Annotated in this window: 17 protein-coding genes; 11 read left to right on the top strand and 6 right to left on the bottom strand. The window is 62.3% G+C overall.

The genetic code is table 11. The features are described 5' to 3' along the window. Positions 1-145: 145 nt before the first annotated feature. The 4 genes from PU634_RS01650 to PU634_RS01665 all read left to right on the top strand — a co-directional run bounded on the left by PU634_RS01650 (position 146) and on the right by PU634_RS01665 (position 4,972). Positions 146-1,159, top strand: coding sequence for a Fe(3+) ABC transporter substrate-binding protein (locus PU634_RS01650; RefSeq protein ID WP_306762346.1), 1,014 nt, complete (start codon positions 146-148; stop codon positions 1,157-1,159). 34 nt (positions 1,160-1,193) lie between these two features. Continuing rightward, complete coding sequence (locus PU634_RS01655; protein ID WP_306762347.1) at positions 1,194-2,816, top strand: ABC transporter permease; 1,623 nt, start codon at positions 1,194-1,196, stop codon at positions 2,814-2,816. Next, positions 2,816-3,880, top strand: coding sequence for an ABC transporter ATP-binding protein (locus tag PU634_RS01660; protein WP_306762348.1), 1,065 nt, complete (start codon positions 2,816-2,818; stop codon positions 3,878-3,880). The genes PU634_RS01655 and PU634_RS01660 overlap by 1 nt, the downstream gene beginning before the upstream one ends. Before the next feature lie 177 nt (positions 3,881-4,057). Continuing rightward, on the top strand, positions 4,058-4,972 hold the full coding sequence (locus PU634_RS01665) for a Dyp-type peroxidase (RefSeq protein WP_306762349.1): 915 nt from the start codon (positions 4,058-4,060) through the stop codon (positions 4,970-4,972). A gap of 96 nt (positions 4,973-5,068) precedes the next feature. Here the strand turns inward: PU634_RS01665 and argR are convergent, their stop codons facing one another. After that, entirely contained in the window at positions 5,069-5,533 is a 465-nt protein-coding gene (gene argR / locus PU634_RS01670) for a transcriptional regulator ArgR (RefSeq protein ID WP_094200596.1), read from the bottom strand. A 169-nt stretch (positions 5,534-5,702) separates the two neighbouring features. Between argR and PU634_RS01675 the strand changes: the two genes are divergently transcribed. The 5 genes from PU634_RS01675 (at position 5,703) to mdh (ending at position 9,578) form a co-directional block, all read left to right on the top strand. Further along, the gene (locus PU634_RS01675; protein WP_306762350.1) at positions 5,703-6,440 is read left to right on the top strand and encodes an ATP-binding cassette domain-containing protein; all 738 of its coding nucleotides are present in this window, start codon (positions 5,703-5,705) and stop codon (positions 6,438-6,440) included. Positions 6,441-6,453: 13 nt separating this feature from the next. After that, positions 6,454-7,194, top strand: a complete 741-nt coding sequence (locus tag PU634_RS01680) for a transporter substrate-binding domain-containing protein (RefSeq protein WP_306762351.1) — start codon at positions 6,454-6,456, stop codon at positions 7,192-7,194. A 1-nt stretch (position 7,195) separates the two neighbouring features. Beyond that, a complete protein-coding gene (gene artQ, locus PU634_RS01685; RefSeq protein ID WP_306762352.1) occupies positions 7,196-7,843 on the top strand; it encodes an arginine ABC transporter permease ArtQ in 648 nt (215 codons plus the stop codon). Next, positions 7,836-8,513, top strand: a complete 678-nt coding sequence (artM, locus tag PU634_RS01690; RefSeq protein WP_306762353.1) for an arginine ABC transporter permease ArtM — start codon at positions 7,836-7,838, stop codon at positions 8,511-8,513. The genes artQ and artM overlap by 8 nt, the downstream gene beginning before the upstream one ends. A gap of 126 nt (positions 8,514-8,639) precedes the next feature. Then, positions 8,640-9,578 carry a malate dehydrogenase gene (mdh, locus tag PU634_RS01695; protein WP_306762354.1) on the top strand — a complete coding sequence of 313 codons (939 nt, stop codon included), beginning with the start codon at positions 8,640-8,642 and terminating at the stop codon, positions 9,576-9,578. Between the two features lie 430 nt (positions 9,579-10,008). Here the strand turns inward: mdh and PU634_RS01700 are convergent, their stop codons facing one another. From PU634_RS01700 to PU634_RS01720, 5 genes are read right to left on the bottom strand one after another with little or no spacing between them, the layout of a single operon-like run. Beyond that, complete coding sequence (locus PU634_RS01700; RefSeq protein ID WP_306762355.1) at positions 10,009-10,911, bottom strand: hydroxymethylglutaryl-CoA lyase; 903 nt, start codon at positions 10,909-10,911, stop codon at positions 10,009-10,011. Then, positions 10,904-12,871 carry an acetyl/propionyl/methylcrotonyl-CoA carboxylase subunit alpha gene (locus PU634_RS01705; RefSeq protein WP_306762356.1) on the bottom strand — a complete coding sequence of 656 codons (1,968 nt, stop codon included), beginning with the start codon at positions 12,869-12,871 and terminating at the stop codon, positions 10,904-10,906. Before PU634_RS01705 ends, PU634_RS01700 begins: the two co-directional genes overlap by 8 nt. Continuing rightward, complete coding sequence (locus tag PU634_RS01710) at positions 12,861-13,655, bottom strand: enoyl-CoA hydratase-related protein (RefSeq protein WP_306762357.1); 795 nt, start codon at positions 13,653-13,655, stop codon at positions 12,861-12,863. Before PU634_RS01710 ends, PU634_RS01705 begins: the two co-directional genes overlap by 11 nt. Before the next feature lie 33 nt (positions 13,656-13,688). Beyond that, positions 13,689-15,293, bottom strand: a complete 1,605-nt coding sequence (locus PU634_RS01715) for a carboxyl transferase domain-containing protein (RefSeq protein WP_306762358.1) — start codon at positions 15,291-15,293, stop codon at positions 13,689-13,691. Between the two features lie 9 nt (positions 15,294-15,302). Then, positions 15,303-16,466: an isovaleryl-CoA dehydrogenase gene (locus PU634_RS01720; RefSeq protein WP_306762359.1), complete on the bottom strand. Its 1,164-nt coding sequence runs from the start codon at positions 16,464-16,466 to the stop codon at positions 15,303-15,305. A gap of 110 nt (positions 16,467-16,576) precedes the next feature. Here PU634_RS01720 and PU634_RS01725 point away from each other — a divergent pair, with 110 nt between their 5' ends. Together PU634_RS01725 and PU634_RS01730 are read left to right on the top strand one after the other, a co-directional pair. Then, complete coding sequence (locus tag PU634_RS01725; RefSeq protein ID WP_306762360.1) at positions 16,577-17,764, top strand: acetyl-CoA C-acyltransferase; 1,188 nt, start codon at positions 16,577-16,579, stop codon at positions 17,762-17,764. An 8-nt stretch (positions 17,765-17,772) separates the two neighbouring features. Continuing rightward, on the top strand, positions 17,773-19,266 hold the full coding sequence (locus tag PU634_RS01730) for a CoA-acylating methylmalonate-semialdehyde dehydrogenase (RefSeq protein ID WP_306762361.1): 1,494 nt from the start codon (positions 17,773-17,775) through the stop codon (positions 19,264-19,266). Positions 19,267-19,328: the final 62 nt, after the last annotated feature.

The following is a 19,328-nucleotide window of genomic DNA, read 5'->3' on the forward strand; positions in this document are numbered from 1 at the left end:
TCCTCTTTTTTTGATCTGGCGCAAGGGATGGGATTGCAGATGAAAATTTTTCTTATTTCAATGCGCTTTGGCGGTTGATTCCCGGTTCGGCCCTTGTATACTGCTGAACGTTAATTATTCTCAATCAACCTCATGGAACCGGATGATGACCAAAACGTTTTTCCTCTCCGCCGCCGCTCTGCTGGCGTCCAGCTTCACGGCCCAGGCCTTTGCCGAAGAAGTGAACGTTTACTCCAACCGTCAGGAATTCCTGATCAAGCCCATCCTCGACACCTTTACCCAGGAAACCGGTATTGACGTAAACCTGGTGTTCATCAAGGACGGCATGGGTGAACGGCTGGAGCGGGAAGGCCGTCTGTCGCCGGCGGATCTGGTGCTGACCGTGGACGTCAGCCGGCTGATGGACGTGGTTGACAAGGATCTGACTCAAGCCGTGCAGAGCGAGGTGCTGGAAGCCAATATTCCGGCCCAGTACCGGGACGCCGACGGCAAGTGGTTTGCCCTCACCACCCGTGCCCGCGCCATCTACAGCTCGGTAGAACGGGTGGGCAAGCGTGACGACATTACCTATGAAGAGCTGGCCGATCCCAAGTACAAGGGCAAGATCTGTACCCGCAGCGGCAAGCACCCCTACAATGTGGCGCTGACCGCTTCCATGATTGCCGAGCACGGCAGCGAGTACACCAAAAACTGGCTGCAGGGCCTGAAAGACAACCTGGCGCGCAAGCCTCAGGGCGGCGACCGGGATCAGGTCAAGGCCATCAAGGATGGCGTGTGTGACTATGCCCTGGGCAACAGCTACTACTACGGCGTGATGCTGACCAACGACGATCAGCGCCCCTGGGCCGAGTCCGCCTACATCAACTTCCCCAACCAGGGCGATCGCGGCACTCACGTCAATATCTCTGCCGTGGCCATGACCAAGCACGCCAAGAACAAGGACGCCGCCCTCAAGCTGATGGAATTCCTGGCCGGCGACGAGGCCCAGCACCTGTATGCCTCCGCCAACCACGAATATCCGGTCAAGCCGGGTGTGGAGCCGTCCGAGCTGGTGAATAGCTGGGGTGAGTTCAAGGCCGATACCCTGCCGCTGACCGAGGTGGCAAAACATGCCAAAGAAGCGATCAAGCTGGTAGACGAAGTGAAATACGATCTGTAAAAAGACGGGGGTTCGCCCCCGTTTTGAGTTGTACATGAAAAGATATGGTTGGACGGTCAGCAGCTGGGGCATTGCCCTGGCGCTGACTTTGCCGGTTCTGGCACTGATAGTGGAATCCCTGTTGCCCGCAGAAGACATCTTCCGTCATCTGTGGGCTTCCGTGCTTCCGGCCTATATCGGCAACACCTTCTGGCTGGTGCTGCTGGTGATGGGGCTGAGCCTGCTGTTTGGCCTGCCGGCCGCCTGGCTGATGGCCATGTGCGAGCTGCCGGGGCGCCGCCTGCTGCAATGGGCGCTGATCCTGCCGCTGGCCATGCCGTCCTACATAGTGGCGTTTGTGTATACCGACCTGCTCGACTACTCCGGACCGGTGCAGCTGGCACTGCGCGACTGGTTTGGCTGGCAGTCGGCCACCGATTACTATTTTCCCCCCATTCGCACGCTTGGAGGGGCCGCTCTGGTGATGGGGCTGGTGCTCTATCCCTACGTCTACCTGCTGGGCCGCACCGCCTTTCTCGAGCAGTCCACCAGTCTGGTTCAGTCCAGCCGGCTGCTGGGCTGCTCGCCCTGGCAGAGCTTTCGCCGGGTCAGCCTGCCCCTGGCCCGCCCGGCCATTGCCGTGGGCATGTCGCTGGTGGCGATGGAAACCCTGGCCGAGTTCGGCACCGTCAACTTCTTTGCGGTCAATACCCTGACCACGGCGGTGTATGACACCTGGCTGGGCTATGGCAGCCTGCAGGCGGCGGCCAAAATCTCCGCCATCATGCTGCTGGTGGTGATGGTGCTGCTGAGCCTGGAGCGCATGAGCCGCAAGCGCCAGCAGGTGTTTCAGAAGAGCATGGGCCATGAGCAGGAAACCGGCTACCGGCTGACCGGGGTGCGCAAGTGGGCGGCACTGGGCTTTTGCTGGAGCCTGGTGGCACTGGGCTTTCTGTTGCCCTTTGTTATTCTCTGCTACCACGCGGTGCGCTACTTTGACCGGGCCTGGAACGCCCGCTTTTTTGAATACAGCCTCAACAGCCTGCTGCTGTCGGCGGTGGTGGCGGTGCTGGCGCTGGCCATGGCACTGTTGCTGGGCATGACCCACCGGCTCAAGGGCAAGCGTCATACCGTGCTGCCGCTGCGGCTGGCATCCATGGGCTATGCCCTGCCGGGCACGGTGCTGGCCATTGGCGTGCTGGTGCCGCTCACCATGATGGACTTCGCCATCAACGACCTGGCGCTGTGGCTGGGCCTGCCCGAGCCCGGCCTGCTGCTGACCGGCACCATGACCGCCATTGCCTTTGGTTACCTGGTGCGTTTTGGCGCCATGGCCATCGGCGCGGTGGAGAGCAGCCTCAACAAGGTGTCGCCGTCCCTCGACATGGTGACCCAGACCATGGGCTATGGCCCGGCCGCCATGATCTGGCGGGTGCACCTGCCGCTCATTCGCAAGGGGATGCTGGCCGGGGCCCTGCTGGTGTTTATTGAGTGCATGAAGGAGCTGCCGGCGGCATTGCTGCTCAGGCCGTTCAACTTTCAGACCCTGGCCACCTATGTGTATCAGTTTGTGTCCGACGAGCAGCTGGAGCTGGGCGCCCTGCCCGCCATTGTGATCGTGCTGGTGGGGCTGATACCGCTGATTTTTCTGAACCGTTCACTGGAGCAGCATCACTGATGGCGGCACTGACGATTAACGACATTTGTTGCAGTTACAACGGCAAGCCGGTGCTGGATGGCCTGTCGCTGCAGGTGGAAAGCAACGAGATCATGTGTCTGCTGGGGGCCAGTGGCTGTGGCAAGACCACCCTGCTGAAGGCTGTGGCGGGGCTGTTGCCGGTCAGCGGCGGCGAAATTGCCATCAATGGTCAGCGGGTCAACGGCAACGGTCTGGCGGTGGTGCCGGAAGAGCGCAACATCGGCATGATCTTTCAGGATTACGCCCTGTTTCCCCACCTGAATGTGGCGCAGAACGTGGCCTTTGGCCTGCAGAGCAAGGAGCGCAACAAGGCGCTGATTAAAGCCCGGGTCGACGAGGTGCTGGAGCTGGTGAATCTGGCGGGGCTGGGTGAGCGCTATCCGCATCAGCTTTCCGGCGGCCAGCAACAGCGGGTGGCCATTGCCCGGGCGTTGATCTGCCGGCCGCAACTGATGCTGCTGGACGAGCCCTTTTCCAATATCGACACCCAGGTGCGCATGCGCCTGATTGGCGAAATTCGCAGCCTGCTCAAGGAGCAGGGTATCAGTGCCATTTTCGTGACCCACAGCAAGGAGGAGGCCTTTGCCTTTTCCGACAAGCTGGCGCTGTTCCGCCAGGGCCATATCGAGCAGGTGGGCCGGCCGCAAACCCTGTATCAGCATCCGCAGACGCCCTTTGTGGCGGACTTTCTCGGCCAGAGCAACTATGTGCCGGCCACGGTGCACGACAGCCATACCCTGGTCACCCCCATCGGTCCCATTGTCAGCCAGGCGGCCCTGGACGCCGAGCCCGGCAGCGAGGGCCGGCTGTTGCTGCGCCCGCGCCAGATTTGCCTGACCGAGGCGGAGCGGGGCAACGGCCGGGTGCTGGAGCAGCAGTTTCTCGGTGCCCATACCCGTTGCCTGGTGGAATGCCAGGGCCAGGTGCTGGAGGTGAGCATCAATGAGCCGTTGCCGGCGGTGAGCGGCGTGCAGGTGAGCGTGGCGCCCCATGCCCTGACCTTTTTTCCCGACCAGGCCGAACGCCGCCGGGAAGTGGCCTGAGTTCAGGGATTAGGGGGCAGGGATGGGTATCACGGCGTGGGCAGCTCCGGTGTTAATCGGGCAATGTCGTGTCGTCCCCGAACTCTGCTGTTCTGCCGACAAGGTGCGATGGATCGCTGACAGCGCCTGAACCGCCGTCTTATACTGGACTCTTTCGAAGCAACGGAAGAGCATTGCATGACTGCACAAGCCGGCATTTGCGCCGAACCCAACCTTCACGCCCATTACCTGTTTTTCAACATGCTGCCCGGTCGCCACACCGAGGTGCGCCACAAGCTCGGGGCCGTGCCGGCGCTGTGGCGCCAGCTTGCCGCTGATTACCCGGATGCCGCCTTTTCCGGTCTGGTGGCCATCGGCCACGACTGCTGGGACGAACTCTACCCCCAGGCCCGTCCGAGTGAGCTGAGCGCCTTTCCGGCCCAGGGGGCAGGGGAGCGCGCGGCGCCGGCCACGCCGTTTGATCTGTTCTTTCAGCTGCGTGCCGATCGCCTCGACGTGGCCTATATCGCCGTGCAGAAGGTGATGGCGCTGCTGGCCGGGCTGGTGACGCTGCAGGATGAGCGCCAGGGCTTTCGTTATCTGGACTGCCGCGACATGACCGGCTTTGTGGATGGCACCGAAAACCCCGAAGGCGCGCACCGGGCCGAGGTGGCGCTGGTGGCCGAAGGCCCCTTTGCCGGCGGCAGCTATGTGCATGTGCAGCGTTATCATCACCGCATGGCCCGCTGGCAGCAACTGACGGTGAAGGAGCAGGAAAATGTATACGGCCGCACCAAGGCCGACAACATTGAATACGCCTCCGCCGACAAGCCGCTCACCGCCCACACCAAGCGTACCAGCCTGAAGGACGCCGCCGGCAACAGCCTGGAAATACTGCGTCAGAGCATGCCCTGGGGCAGTGCCACCGAGCAGGGCCTGATGTTTATCTCCTGCTGCCATACGCCGCGGCATTTCACCCGTATGCTGGAAAGCATGTATCAGGGCGACGGCGCCGGGCATTTCGATCACCTGACCCTGTATACCCGCCCGGAAACCGGCGCGGCGTTTTTTGCTCCGTCTGAAGGTTGGCTGTTGTCGCAGGGCGAGGCCTGATGCGGCCAGAAGCGTGAGGAGGGAGGGGTGAGGGGAGCTGCACCGGTTGCCTGAAAAAGGCCTCCCCCCTTACTCTTCACCCCTCACAGTGTGCGTTTAGACATATTGCTCGAACAGCTCCAGCACGCTCTGGTACAGCTCTTCGATGGGGGTTTCCTTGGTGGGGGTAATAAAAATGGTGTCGTCGCCGGCAATGGTGCCGAGAATGCCCTCGGCCCGGCCGAGCGAGTCGAGCATGCGGGCGATCAGCTGGGCGGCACCCGGGCTGGTGTGGATCACGATCAGCGCGCTGTTGTGACCCACGTCCAGCACCAGATTCTTGAGCTGGCTGCTGCTGGTGGGCACGCCCAGCTCCACCGGCAGGCAGTACACCATTTCCATCTTGGCGTTGCGGGTGCGCACGGCGCCGAACTTGCTCAGCATGCGCGAGACCTTGGACTGGTTGATGTTCTCGAACCCCAGTTCCTGCAGGGCATTGACGATTTCTGCCTGAGAGCCGAAGCGCTCTTCCTTCAGCAGCGCCTTGAACGCCTTGACCAGCTGTTCCTGTTTTTCGTTCATGTTTTGCAGTCGACCAAGCGTGAGTGAATGAGGCATATTGTCTATCCGTTATGGGGTTTTATCAAGGAATAGTCATTTATCTTGCATAAAGATGCAAAATTAGCTTGCATTAACAATATTGCAAAATAAAATCAGCCAAAGACTCTGACAGATGAAGTGAACATAGCGCATGGGCATAGAATTCAGCGGCATAAGCAAGTCCTGGGCCGGTCAGGAAATTTTAAGCCAGGTTTCGCTGCAATGCGACGCCGGAGAGACATTGGTGCTGCTTGGTCCCAGTGGTGCAGGTAAAAGTTCTTTGCTCAGGCTTATGAACCTGTTGGATATTCCGGACTCCGGCACCCTGGCCATGGCCGGTGAGCAGTTCAGCTTTCCCGCAGACAACAACGGCCGGCTGCCGAAGCGGGCGCAGGCGTTGCGCCGTAAGGTAGGCATGGTATTTCAGCAATACCATTTGTGGCCGCACCTGACGGTGGAGCAGAACCTGCTGGAGGCGCCCCTCAAGGTGCTGGGCATGAACAAGGCCGAGGCCCAACAGAGGGCGATGCAGTTGCTGACCCAGCTGAAGCTGGCCGACAAGCGCCATGCCTGGCCCGGTGCCTTGTCCGGCGGCCAGCAGCAGCGGGTGGCCATTGCCCGGGCGCTGATGATGAACCCCGAGGTGCTGTTGTTTGATGAACCCACGGCGGCCCTGGATCCCGAGATCACCAAGGAAGTGGCGGAAATCATTGCCCAGCTGGGCAAAACCGGCATTACTCAGGTGATTGTGACCCACGAAGTGAGCTTTGCCCGCCGGGTAGCCACCAAGGTGGCCTATCTGGAGCAGGGCAAGCTGGTGGAATACGGCGACGCCGACCTGCTTGACCACCCCCAGACAAAACGTCTGGCGGAATTTCTGACTCATTGATAAGGACATACCCATGAAAAAGACCCTGTTGTCTCTGGCCCTGCTGGCCGCCGCCGGCAGCACCGCCGCCCAGGCCGATGAAGTGAAGTTCGTCACCAACGCCGCCTATCCTCCCTTTGAATTCGTTGATGACAACAACGAGATGCAGGGATTCGACATCGACCTGGCCAAGGCCCTGTGCGAGGTGGCGGAGCTGGAGTGCAGTTTTCACAACCAGGCCTTTGACAGCCTGATCCCCAGCCTCAAGTTCAAACGCTATCACGCCGCCATCGCCGCCATGGACATCACCCCCGAGCGGTCCGAGCAGGTGGACTTCAGCGACATCTACTATGAGAACTCCGCGGTGTTTGTGGCCCCCGCTGGTCAGTTCAGCGCCATTGAGGCCCTTAAGGACAAAACCGTGGGTGTGCAGAACGGCACTTCTCACCAGAAATACATTCAGGACAAGCTGGAAGCCGAAGGCCTGGAATCCCGCGCCTACCCGAGCGTACAGGATGCCCTGCTGGATCTGAGCAACGGCCGCATTGAAGCCGTGTTTGCCGACACCGCCGTGGTGGGCGACTGGCTGGCCAAGTCCGAAGGGTTTGAAGTTGTGGGTGAGGCGATCACCGATGACAACTATTTCGGCACCGGCTTCGGTATTGCCGTGACCAAGGGCAATCAGGCACTGCTCGACAAGCTGAACCAGGGCCTGGCCGAACTCAAGGCCAACGGTACCTACGACAGCCTCTACGGCAAGTACTTCCCCAAATAAGATGATGACCCATCTGTTGAATGCCGGCCTGATGACCCTCGGGCTGGCATTGGTGTCGCTGGCGGTGGGCATGGTGCTGGCCGTGTTGTTGTGCGGTGCCGAAATGAGCCGCTGGCGGCTGTTGCGGCTGCCGGCGTCCGCGCTCACTACCGTGCTGCGCGGTCTGCCGGAAATTCTGGTGGTGTTTTTTATTTACTTCGGCTCTACCCACCTGCTGTTTCTGCTCACCGGTGAATACATTGAATTCAGCCCGTTCTGGTGTGGCGTGACCGCGCTGTCGCTGCTGTTTGCCGCCTATGCGGCCCAGACCCTGCGCGGCGCGCTCAATGCGGTGTCGCGCGGCCAGCGTCAGGCGGCGCAGGCACTGGGGTTGCCGCCCCTGCACACCTTTGTTCATATCGTGCTGCCGCAAACCTGGCGCCATGCCCTGCCGGGCCTGAGCAACCAGTGGCTGGTGCTGCTGAAGGACACGGCGCTGGTGTCGCTGATCGGCGTACACGATCTGATGCACCAGGCCAAGTCGGCGGCGGCCAGTACCTATCAGCCCTTTACCTGGTATGCGCTGGCGGCATTGATCTATCTGGCCATTACCCTGGTCAGCCAGCAGGGCCTGAAACGGTTGCAGGCGAGGGTGACCCGTTATGACTAAATGGATTGAGTACGCCTACACCCTGCTGGACGGCCTGCAGGTGACCTTGCTGATCACCGGATCCGGCCTGCTGCTGGGGCTGTTGATTGCCCTGGTGCTGACCTGGATTCTGGACAAGCGGGTGCCGGTGCTGCACTGGCTGGCGGAAGGTTATTTGTTACTGATCACCGGCACCCCGCTGCTGGTGCAGATCTTTCTGATCTACTACGGGCCGGCCCAGTTTGACTGGATCAAGCAAAGCTGGGCCTGGCAGTATCTGCGGGAACCCCTGTTCTGTGCCATTCTGGCCCTGGGCATGAACGCCGGTGCCTACACCTGCCGGCTGTTCAAGGGCGCCCTGGATGCGGTGCCCAAAGGCGAGACCCTGGCCTGCCGGGCGCTGGGCATGAGCGAGTGGCAGACCCTGAGCGTGAAGCTGCGTCACGCCATGCGCCGGGTGATCCCGGCCTATTCCAACGAAGTGGTACTGGTGCTCAAGGGCAGCTCGCTGGCCAGCACCATTTCCATTATGGACATCATGGGCCTGGCCCAGCGCATTAACGGCCAGACCTACGACACCCTGACGGTGTTCGGCGTGGCCGGGGCCATTTACCTGCTGATGAACAGCCTGCTGACCTGGCTGTTCCGGTTGCTGGAGCGGCGTGCGCTGGCGTTTCAGCAGCAGGGGTGACGAGCTGCTTTGGCTCACATAACCATAACATTTGATGGGTCTGGGCATTGTGTTTGCACGGCGGTTTCGCTATTTTGCATAGGCCCAGGAAACGTATAACTATTCAATAATAAACGGAGTTCAGCTATGAAAGTTGCCGTACTCGGAGCTGCCGGTGGTATCGGTCAGGCTCTCGCCCTGCTGTTGAAGAACAACCTGCCTGCCGGCTCTGAACTGAGCCTGTACGATATCGCTCCCGTGACTCCCGGTGTTGCCGCCGATCTGAGCCACATCCCGACCGCCGTGAACGTGGTGGGTTTTGGTGGTGAAGATCCGACTCCGGCCCTGACCGGCGCCGACATCGTGCTGATCTCCGCCGGTGTGGCCCGCAAGCCGGGCATGGATCGTGCCGACCTGTTCAACGTGAACGCCGGCATCGTGAAAAACCTGATCGAAAAAGCCGCCGTCGCCTGCCCCAAGGCCTGCATCGGCATTATCACCAACCCGGTGAACACCACTGTGCCGATCGCCGCCGAAGTGCTGAAAAAGGCCGGTGTGTACGACAAGAACAAGCTGTTCGGCATCACCACCCTGGACGTGATCCGCGCCGAGACCTTCGTGGCCGAAGCCAAGGGTCTGAACGTGGCCGACGTCAAGGTGCCGGTCATCGGTGGCCACAGCGGCGTGACCATTCTGCCGCTGCTGTCCCAGGTGGAAGGCGCTTCCTTCTCCGACGAGGAAATCGAGAAGCTGACCTACCGCATTCAGAATGCCGGCACCGAAGTAGTGGAAGCCAAGGCCGGCGGCGGCTCCGCCACCCTGTCCATGGGTCAGGCCGCCTGCCGTTTCGCCCTGTCTCTGGTGAAAGCCATGCAGGGTGAAGCCAACGTGGTGGAATGCACTTATGTGGATGGCGGCAGCGAGCACGCCACCTTCTTCGCCCAGCCGGTACTGCTCGGCAAAAACGGCGTGGAAAAGGTGCTGCCCTACGGTGAAGTCAGCGCCTTCGAGCAGGCCGCAATGGACGGCATGCTGGAAACCCTGCGTGGCGACATTCAGAAAGGTGTGGAGTTCGTTAACCAGTAAGGTTGTCGAATCAAACACTAAAAAGGGAGCTTCGGCTCCCTTTTCTTGTTTTGGGAATGGGGAGCAGGGAATGGGGACTGGAGGGGGGTCGGCTGGAATGAGCGCCTTGCGAAGCATCAGTGCGGTTGCGCTCCGCCGACACGCTACAAGTACATCCATGTAACGCTCGAAAATGCCATTCATGGCATTTCATGGTCGGCTCCGGCAATCCCCACTGTTGCTTCGGGTAACATCGGCGTTGCCTGCTTGCTTTTAATCAGCGCCGAGCGTGCCGTGAAGGAAGTAGGCTGGAATGAGCATAGCGAATTCCGGTGTTGCTGTGGCCGTACTTTCGTTGGGATTCGTTTCGCTCACCTCAACTACGCAGTGACAACCTCCCGCTTTTCATACAAGCATGGCTCAGTAGCAACCAGGCTACACCACTTACAGCTTACGGCTTACGGCTGTGGTTATCCCAGGCGAGCCCGGTTTTTGAGCCGTTTTCCCGGCCCAGCTGCAGGCTTATCCAGCGGCCGGTGTGCACCAGTTGGTCGAGGTTAACGCCGGTATTCAGGCCCAGGCCGTGCAGCAGGTAGACCACGTCTTCGGTTGCCACGTTGCCGGTGGCGCCTTTGGCATAGGGGCAGCCGCCCAGTCCCGCCACCGAGCTGTCGATAATACGCAGGCCCTGCTCCAGCACCGCATAAAGGTTGGCCAGGGCCTGGCCGTAGGTATCGTGAAAATGGGCCGCCAGCCGCGCCAGGGGGACTTCCTGGCGTACCGCAGACAACATGGCGATGGCCTTTTTCGGCGTGCCCGTGCCAATGGTATCGCCCAAAGAGATTTCATCGCAGCCCAGGCGGTACAGCGCGCCGGCGACCCGGGCCACTGCGGCGGGAGCGATGTCCCCTTCATAGGGGCAGCCCAGCACGGTGGAAACATAGCCCCGTACCCGCAGGCCGCGTTCGCGGGCCAGCTGCAGCACCGGGGTGAAGCGCTCAAGGCTTTGTGCCACCGAGCAGTTGATGTTCCTTTGGCAGAAGCTTTCCGAGGCGGCGGTAAACACCGCCACCTCATCGGCACCGGCGGCCAGGGCCACTTTCAGGCCCTGCAGGTTGGGGGTCAGGGCCGAATACACCACGCCATCTTTACGGTGAATGCCGGTTAATACCTCACCACCATCGGCCATTTGCGGCACCCATCTGGGAGAGACAAAGCTGGCGGCCTCGATATGCGTCAGGCCGCAGTCCGCCAGTCGCTCCACCAGCCCGATTTTGATATTGGTAGGCACGCGTGCCGGCTCGTTCTGCAGGCCGTCCCGGGGGCCCATTTCCACCAGTCTGACGCTATCCATCATCGGCCTCCAGCCGTAGCAGCTCGTCTCCTTCACTCACCTGCTCTCCGGCGCGAAAGTGGATTTCTGTCACTGTGCCGTCCATGGGGGCGCGAACGGGATGCTCCATTTTCATGGCTTCCAGCACCAGCAGGGTCTGGCCCTCGGTGACTTCGTCGCCTTCGGCTACTTTCAGCTCGCCCACCAGGCCGGGCATGGGGGCGGTGAGGCTGCCTCCTGTGTTGTGCCGGGCGGTGCCGGCCTCGTCAGTTACCCTGCGCAGATCAAAGCGCTGGCCTTGATGGAACAGCCAGAGATTGTCGTTGTCACCGGCCACATGCAGGCTGATCCGGCGATCATTCAGCATTACCCGCAGCTGTTCACCGGCCAGCTCGCCTTGCAGATCAAACTCTTGCTCATTCACTCGTGCACGCCAGCCGGCCTCGGCGGTGGTCAGGGTGACATCATGCAGGTTACCGGCATAGTCCAGACGCAACGGGTATTCCGCCGGCTGGTTCAGCCGCCAGCCGGTGGCGGCGTCAAAGGGAGAGGCGCCACTTTGTGGCAGGCGCAGAGCGCAAGCCAGGGCGGCCAGTGCCAGCAGCTCGCCGGTGGCCAGGCCAGGCGTTGAAAACAGGCTGTGCTCGTGTTGCTCGATAAAGCGGGTATGCAGCTCGGCGGCCATAAAGGCGGGGTGACGGCACAGGCGATGCAAAAAGCCGATATTGGTTTTCACCCCGCCGATGCGGTACTGCGCCAGTGCCCGGGCCAGTCCGGCCAGGGCGGCATCTCGGGTTTGATCGTGCACGATCAACTTGGCGATCAGCGGATCGTAATAAATGCCCACCTCATCGCCTTCACGCACCCCGGTATCGAGGCGCACTTTGCTCGAGGTGGCCGGCTCGCGCAGCACATGCAGGGTGCCGGCGGCGGGCAGAAAGCCGTGCCCGGCGTCCTCGGCGTAGATACGGGCTTCCACCGCATGGCCACTCAGGGTGATCTGATCCTGGGTCAGCGGCAGGGGCTCGCCCGCCGCCACCCGCAACTGCCATTCCACCAGATCCAGCCCGGTAATAAACTCGGTGACCGGGTGCTCCACCTGCAGCCGGGTGTTCATCTCCATAAAATAAAACTGGCCGTCGTCGGTATAGAGAAACTCCACGGTGCCGGCGCCGCGATAGTCGATGGCCTGGGCGGCACGCACCGCCGCTTCGCCCATGGCGGAGCGGGTGGACTGGCTCAGGCCGGGAGCGGGGGCTTCTTCCAGAATTTTCTGATGGCGGCGCTGCACCGAGCAGTCCCGCTCGGAAAGGTAAACGCCGTTGCCATGAGCATCGCAGAATACCTGTACCTCCACATGGCGGGCGTCGGGCAGGTAGCGCTCCAGCAGCATGGCGTCGTTGCCAAAAGCGGCCCTGGCCTCACGGCGGGCGGCGGCCAAAGCCTCATTAAACTCGGCAGGGGTGTACACAATGCGCATGCCCTTGCCGCCGCCGCCGGCCACGGCCTTCAGCAGCAGCGGATAGCCGCAGGCACCGGCCTCGGCTTGCAGCCGTTCGTTGCTCTGCTCCTCACCGTGATAGCCGGGCACCAGGGGCACACCGGCAGACGCCATCAGCGCCTTGGCGGCGGCCTTGTCGCCCATGGCGGCAATGGCGGCAGGGGGCGGCCCCACAAACACCAGGCCGGTGTCGGCACAGGCCTGCGCAAAACCGGCGTTTTCCGAGAGAAAGCCGTAACCCGGGTGCACGGCATCGGCCCCGCAGGCGCCGGCAATCTCCAGCAGTGCCGCCTGATTAAGATAACTTTCCGCCGCCGGCGCCGGGCCCAGACGCCAGGCCTCGTCGGCCAGCTCCACATGCAGGGCGTGGCGGTCGGCATCGGAATACACGGCAATGGTGTGCAGTCCCAGCCGGCGCGCGGTGCGCAGCACCCGGCAGGCAATTTCGCCCCGGTTGGCCACCAGCAGTTTAGTGAACATCCTTGTCCTCCCAGTCCGGTGTTCGCTTTTTCATAAAGGCGGCCAGCCCTTCCCGGGCTTCATCGGTGACGCGCAGGGCGGCCAGGCGCTGAGCGCTGTCGGCCACCAGTGCCTTGTTGACCGGTTGGCCGGCATAGTCCCGAATTAATGCCTTGGCCGCGACCTGCGCATTTGGCCCGCCCCGCAGTAGTGCCTCAATAATGGGAGCGGCGGTTTGTTCAAGGGAAGAGTGTGCCACTTCATGCACCAGCCCCAGCTCCCCGGCACGGTGAGCGTCGATCACTTCCGCACTCAGCATATAGCGCCGGGCCTGACGGGCCCCCAGCACCCGCAACACATAGGGGGAGATGGTGGCGGGAATCAGCCCGAGCCGGGTTTCACTCAGGCAAAAGCGGGCGTCACTGGCGGCAACCGCTATATCGCAGGCGCACACCAGCCCCAGGGCGCCGCCGTAGGCTGCCCCCTGCACCAGCGCCAGAGTGGGTTGAGCAAAGCGGTCCAGCCGCCACAGCAGCTCGGCCAGCCGGGCGGCATCGGCGCGGTTTTGTGCCGGGCTCAAGGTAGAAGCCCGCTGCATCCAGCCCAGATCCGCGCCGGCGCAAAAGTGCCTGCCCTCGGCCTTCAGCACCAGCAGGCGCAAGCTTGTCTCGGCTTCGGCTTCGCTCAGGCGGGCATGAAAGGCCTCTAGGGTGGCTTCGTTCAGCACATTGCGGCGCTCGGGGTTGTTCAGCACCAGCTCCCATACTCCCTTGTCGGCGGGGTGCAGCAATACAGGTTCGGACATGGCATCTCCTTACAGGCGTCCTTGCAGGTGCCCTTACATACGAAACACGCCAAAGCGGGTGGGTGTTGGTGGGCGCTTGCTTGCCAGCGCCAGGCTCATGGCCAGCACGGTGCGGCTGTCTTTGGGATCGATCACGCCGTCGTCCCACAGCCGGGCGCTGGCATACCAGGGATGGCCCTGCTGTTCGTAACGCGCGATAATGGGGGCCTTGAAGGCGGCCTCGTCCTCGGCGGACCAGTCCTTGCCGGTTTTTGCCAGTGCATCCCGGCGCACCGTAGCGAGCACCCCGGCGGCCTGCTCGCCGCCCATTACCGAAATGCGGGCATTGGGCCAGCACCACAAAAAGTCCGGGTCATAGGCCCGGCCGCACATGCCGTAGTTGCCGGCACCAAAGCTGCCGCCGATGATCAGCGTGAGTTTGGGTACGCTGGCGCAGGCCACCGCCGTCACCAGTTTGGCACCGTGCTTGGCAATGCCTTCGGCCTCGTACTTTTTGCCTACCATAAAGCCGGTGATGTTCTGCAGAAACAGCAGCGGAATATGTCGCTGGCAGCACAGCTCGATAAAGTGCGCACCCTTCTGGGCCGACTCGCTGAACAGAATGCCGTTGTTGGCGATAATGCCCACCGGGTAGCCGTGCAGGTGGGCAAAGCCGGTGACCAGGGTGGAGCCATAATCGCGTTTGAACTCGTCCAGCACCGAATCATCCACCAGCCGGGCGATCACTTCCCGCACCTCAAAGGGTTTGCGCAGGCTGGTGCCGACAATGCCGTAGAGCTCATCAATGGAATAACGGGGCGGGCGAGGTTCGCGGGGCGGGGCCGGCACAGCTGAATGGTTGAGGTTGGCCACCAGCCGGCGGGCCAGGGCCAGCGCCTGGCGGTCGTCGTCGGCGGCGTGATCCGCCACCCCGGACTGCTGCGTATGCACGCCGGCCCCGCCCAGCTCCTCGGCGCTGACCACCTCGCCGGTGGCGGCCTTGACCAAGGGCGGGCCACCGAGAAAAATGGTGGCCTGGTTGCGCACCATAATGGACTCGTCCGCCATGGCCGGCACATAGGCGCCGCCGGCGGTACACAGGCCCATGACCACCGCCAGCTGAGGAATGCCGGCGGCGGACATGCGTGCCTGATTAAAGAAGATGCGGCCAAAGTGCTCCCGGTCCGGGAAGACTTCATCCTGGCTGGGCAGGTGCGCGCCGCCGGAGTCCACCAGATACAGGCAGGGCAGGCGGCAGCGCTCGGCTATGGCCTGTGCCCGCAGGTGTTTTTTTACCGTGAGCGGGTAATAGGTGCCGCCCTTGACCGTGGCGTCGTTGGCCACAATCATGCACTCCACCCCCTGCACCCGGCCAATGCCGGTGATGATGCCCGCCGCCGGCACCGGCTCGTCGTAGACGTTGAGCGCCGCCAGTTGCGACAGTTCAAGAAAGGGCGCGCCCTCATCCAGCAGGACGGCAATGCGCTCCCGGGCCAGCAGCTTGCCTCTGGCCTGATGACGCTTCCGGCTGTCAGTACCGCCGCCTTCGGCGATGGCGGCCACCTGCTCCCGCAACGCCGCCACCTCGGCGGCCATGGCGGTGTGGTTGGCGATAAACTCTGCTGAGGGCGGCTGTACCTGGCTGACAAACTGGGTCATAACGGCTCCTTAAGGTTCACGCACCAGTTCCCGGCCGATCAGCATGCGCCGGATCTCCGAGGTGCCGGCCCCTATCTCGTAGAGCTTGGCGTCCCGCAGCAGGCGGCCGGCGGGATATTCGTTGATATAGCCGTTGCCGCCGAGCAGCTGAATGGCGTCGAGGGCGACCTGGGTGGCGGTTTCGGCGGCGAGCAGAATAACCCCGGCGGCGTCCTGGCGGCTGAGCCTGCCCCTGTCGGCGGCCATGGCGGTCATGTAGGTATAGCAGCGGGCGGCGTTCATGCGCGTGTACATGTCGGCCAGCTTGCCCTGTACCAGCTGAAATTCGCCAATGGCTCGGCCAAACTGCCTGCGCTCCCGTACATAGGGCACCACCAGATCCATGGCCGCCGCCATAATGCCGAGCGGCCCGCCGGCCAGCACCAGCCGCTCGGTATCCAGACCGCTCATCAGCACCTTTACGCCCTCATTCAGTGGTCCCAGCAGATTGGCGGCGGGCACCCGGCAGTCCTGAAACACCAGCTCGCAGGTGTTGGAGCCGCGCATACCGAGCTTGTCGAGCTTCTGTGCCGTGGAAAAACCGGGGGTGCCGGCTTCCACAATAAAGGCGCTGATGCCCCTGGCACCGGCCTGGGGATTGGTCTTGGCATACACCACAAACACATGCGCATCGGGGCCGTTGGTGATCCACATCTTGTTGCCGTTCAGCACAAAGTGATCACCGTCTTTTTTTGCGCTGAGTTTCATGGCCACCACATCGGAGCCGGCCCCGGGCTCGGACATGGCCAGCGCACCGATATGTTCGCCACTGAGCAGGGCGGGCAGATACTTGCGTTGCTGCTCCTCACTGCCATGGCGATGAATTTGATTTACACACAGATTGGAATGAGCCCCGTAAGACAGCCCCACCGAAGCCGAGGCCCGGCTGATCTCCTCCATGGCCAGTACATGAGCCAGATAGCCCATGTTCACGCCGCCCATTTCCTCTGACACGGTAATGCCAAACAGCCCCATGCTCCCCAGCGTTGGCCAGAGCTCGACGGGAAAGCGGTTGTCCCGGTCGATGGCCTCGGCCAGGGGGGCGATTTCCTTGTTTGCAAAGGCGGCCACCTGTTCGCGCAGCAGGGTATGCATGTCACCGAGATCAAGATTGAGGGTGGGATATGGGGCCATGTGATCTCCTGTGAAGCCGGTAAACCGGGTTCGTTTGAATGCATTAACTATAGTCAGCGGGAGCCGGCTAAGCTTTAACCGACAAAGGCATTTTCAGCAACGAGGCCAGCATGAGCACAGCAAATCAGATTGTGATTGTTGCCGCCGCCCGTACTCCCATGGGGGGGCTGACGGGCGCGCTGGGCAACGAGCCCGCCCACCGGCTGGGCGCCGTCGCCATTGGCGCCGCACTGGCGCGAAGCGGCGTGGCTGCCGGGCAAGTGGACGAGGTGGTGATGGGCTGTGTGCTGCCCGCCGGCCAGGGCCAGGCCCCGGCCCGGCAGGCGGCGCTGGCAGCCGGACTGCCGGTGTCGGTGCCCTGCACCACGGTGAACAAGATGTGCGGCTCGGGCATGAAGGCGCTGATGCTGGCTTATGACCAGTTAATGGCGGGCTCCGCTTCGGTCATGGTGGCCGGCGGCATGGAGAGCATGAGTCTGGCCCCCTATCTGGTGCCCAGGGCCAGAGCCGGATTGCGGCTGGGTCACGGCCAGTTGCTGGATCACATGTTCTGCGACGGCCTGGAAGACGCCTATGAAGGCGGCCTGATGGGGTGCTTTGCCCAGCGCACCGCCGATGTTTTTGGTGTTACCCGCCAGCAAATGGATGACTTTGCCATTACCTCGCTGCGCCGGGCCCGGCGGGCCATTGATGAAGGGGACTTTCGCGAGGAAATCGCCCCGGTCACCCTGTCCGGTCGTGGAGGCGACACCAGGGTCGACACCGACGAACAACCGGGCAAGGCGAATCTGAAAAAAATACCCATCCTCAAACCTGCTTTTGCCAAAGACGGTACCGTGACCGCCGCCAACTCCAGCTCCATTTCCGACGGTGCCGCCGCCCTGGTGCTGACCACTGAAAGCAAGGCAAAAGCGCTGGGCCTCAAACCCCTGGCGCGCGTTCTGGGCCACGCCACTCACGCTCAGGCGCCTGCCGAATTTACCCTGGCGCCCATCGGTGCCATTCGAAAGCTGCTGGCGCAACGGGAATGGCGCGTGGATGACGTGGATCTGTTTGAAATCAACGAGGCCTTTGCGGTGGTGACTCTGCTGGCCATTCGTGAGCTGGGGCTCGACGCAGACAGGGTGAACGTGAACGGCGGCGCCTGTGCCCTCGGGCATCCCATCGGTGCCAGCGGCGCACGCATTGTGGTGACCCTGCTGCACGCCCTGCGCCGGCGCGGGCTCAGGCGCGGTGTGGCGGCCCTGTGCATTGGCGGTGGCGAGGCTACGGCGCTGGCGATTGAACTGTGTGAATGAGGTGACCCATGGCCTATCAGGTTCCGCTGCTGATAAACGGCAGCATGGTGCAAAGCCAGACTCAAACCTGGCTGGAGGTGACCAACCCGGCCACCCAGAAGGTGATTGCGCGCCTGCCCTGCACCACCGGTGAGGAAGTCAATGGCGCGGTGGCGGCGGCGAAGGCAGCCTTTGAACAGTGGCGGTATGTGCCGGTGCCGGAGCGGGCCCGGCTGATGCTGCGCTACCAGGCGCTGCTCAAGGAGCGGCATGACGAACTGGCGCAGCTGCTCAGCCGAGATACCGGCAAGACCCTGGAAGATGCCAGAGGGGATGTGTGGCGGGGTATCGAGGTGGTGGAGCAGGCTGCCAATGTAAGCTCTCTGACCCTGGGAGAAGCCCAGACCGAGGTGGCGTCCGGGGTGGACTGCTACAGTTTCAGCCAGCCGCTGGGGGTGTGCCTGGGTATTACACCGTTTAATTTTCCGGCGATGATTCCGCTGTGGATGTTTCCTCTGGCCATCGCCTGCGGCAATGCCTTTGTGCTGAAACCTTCCGAGCAGGATCCGCTGGTGCCCATGGAGCTGGCCAGGCTGTTCCGGGAAGCGGGGGCACCCGATGGCCTGCTCAATATTGTGCACGGCGGCCCCGAGGTGGTGGACCGGCTGTTGACCCATGATGATATTGCCGCCGTGTCTTTTGTGGGCTCGGTGGCGGTGGGGCGGCATGTGTACCGCACCGCCACCGACCGGTTAAAGCGGGCGCAGGTGTTTGCCGGGGCCAAGAACCACATGGTGGTGATGCCCGATGCCAACAAACAGCAGGCCATCAACAATCTGGTGGGTTCTTCGGTGGGCGCTGCCGGTCAGCGCTGCATGGCCATTTCCGTAGGGGTGCTGGTGGGCGAGGCCCAGGAGTGGATCTCTGAAATCAAGGAAGCGCTGGCGAAGGTGCACCCCGGTGCCTGGGATGACCCGCAGGCAGGGTACGGGCCACTCATCAGCCAGGCCGCCAAAACCCGGGTGCTGGGGCTGATTGAAGCGGGCAAACAGGAAGGGGCCGACTGCTTGCTGGATGGCAGCCAGTGCACCGTGAGCGGCCATCCGGACGGCAACTGGGTGGGGCCCACCCTGTTTGCCGGCGTGACGCCCGACATGCGCATTTACACCGAAGAAATCTTTGGCCCCGTGCTGTTGCTGATGACCGTGGACACCCTGAATGAGGCCATAGCCCTGGTGAACGCCAACCCCTATGGCAACGGCACCTCCATTTTTACCGCCTCGGGGGCGGCGGCGCGCAAATACCAGATGAACATACAGGTGGGGCAGGTGGGCATTAACGTACCCATTCCGGTGCCGCTGCCGTTTTTTTCCTTTACCGGCTGGCGCGGCTCCTTTTACGGCGATCTGCACGCCTACGGCAAACAGGCGGTGCGCTTTTACACAGAAACCAAAACCGTCACCGCCCGCTGGTTCGACGACGATGTTGTGGCCGGTCCCAATATGTCGATTCACCTGAAATGACTAAACAAAGCTTGAAGCTGGAAGCGAGAAGCTGGAAGAAACCAGGAGCAGCTTTCGGCTTC

This window comes from Oceanimonas pelagia, from assembly GCF_030849025.1.
In the GTDB taxonomy this organism is placed as follows: Bacteria; Pseudomonadota; Gammaproteobacteria; order Enterobacterales; family Aeromonadaceae; genus Oceanimonas; species Oceanimonas pelagia.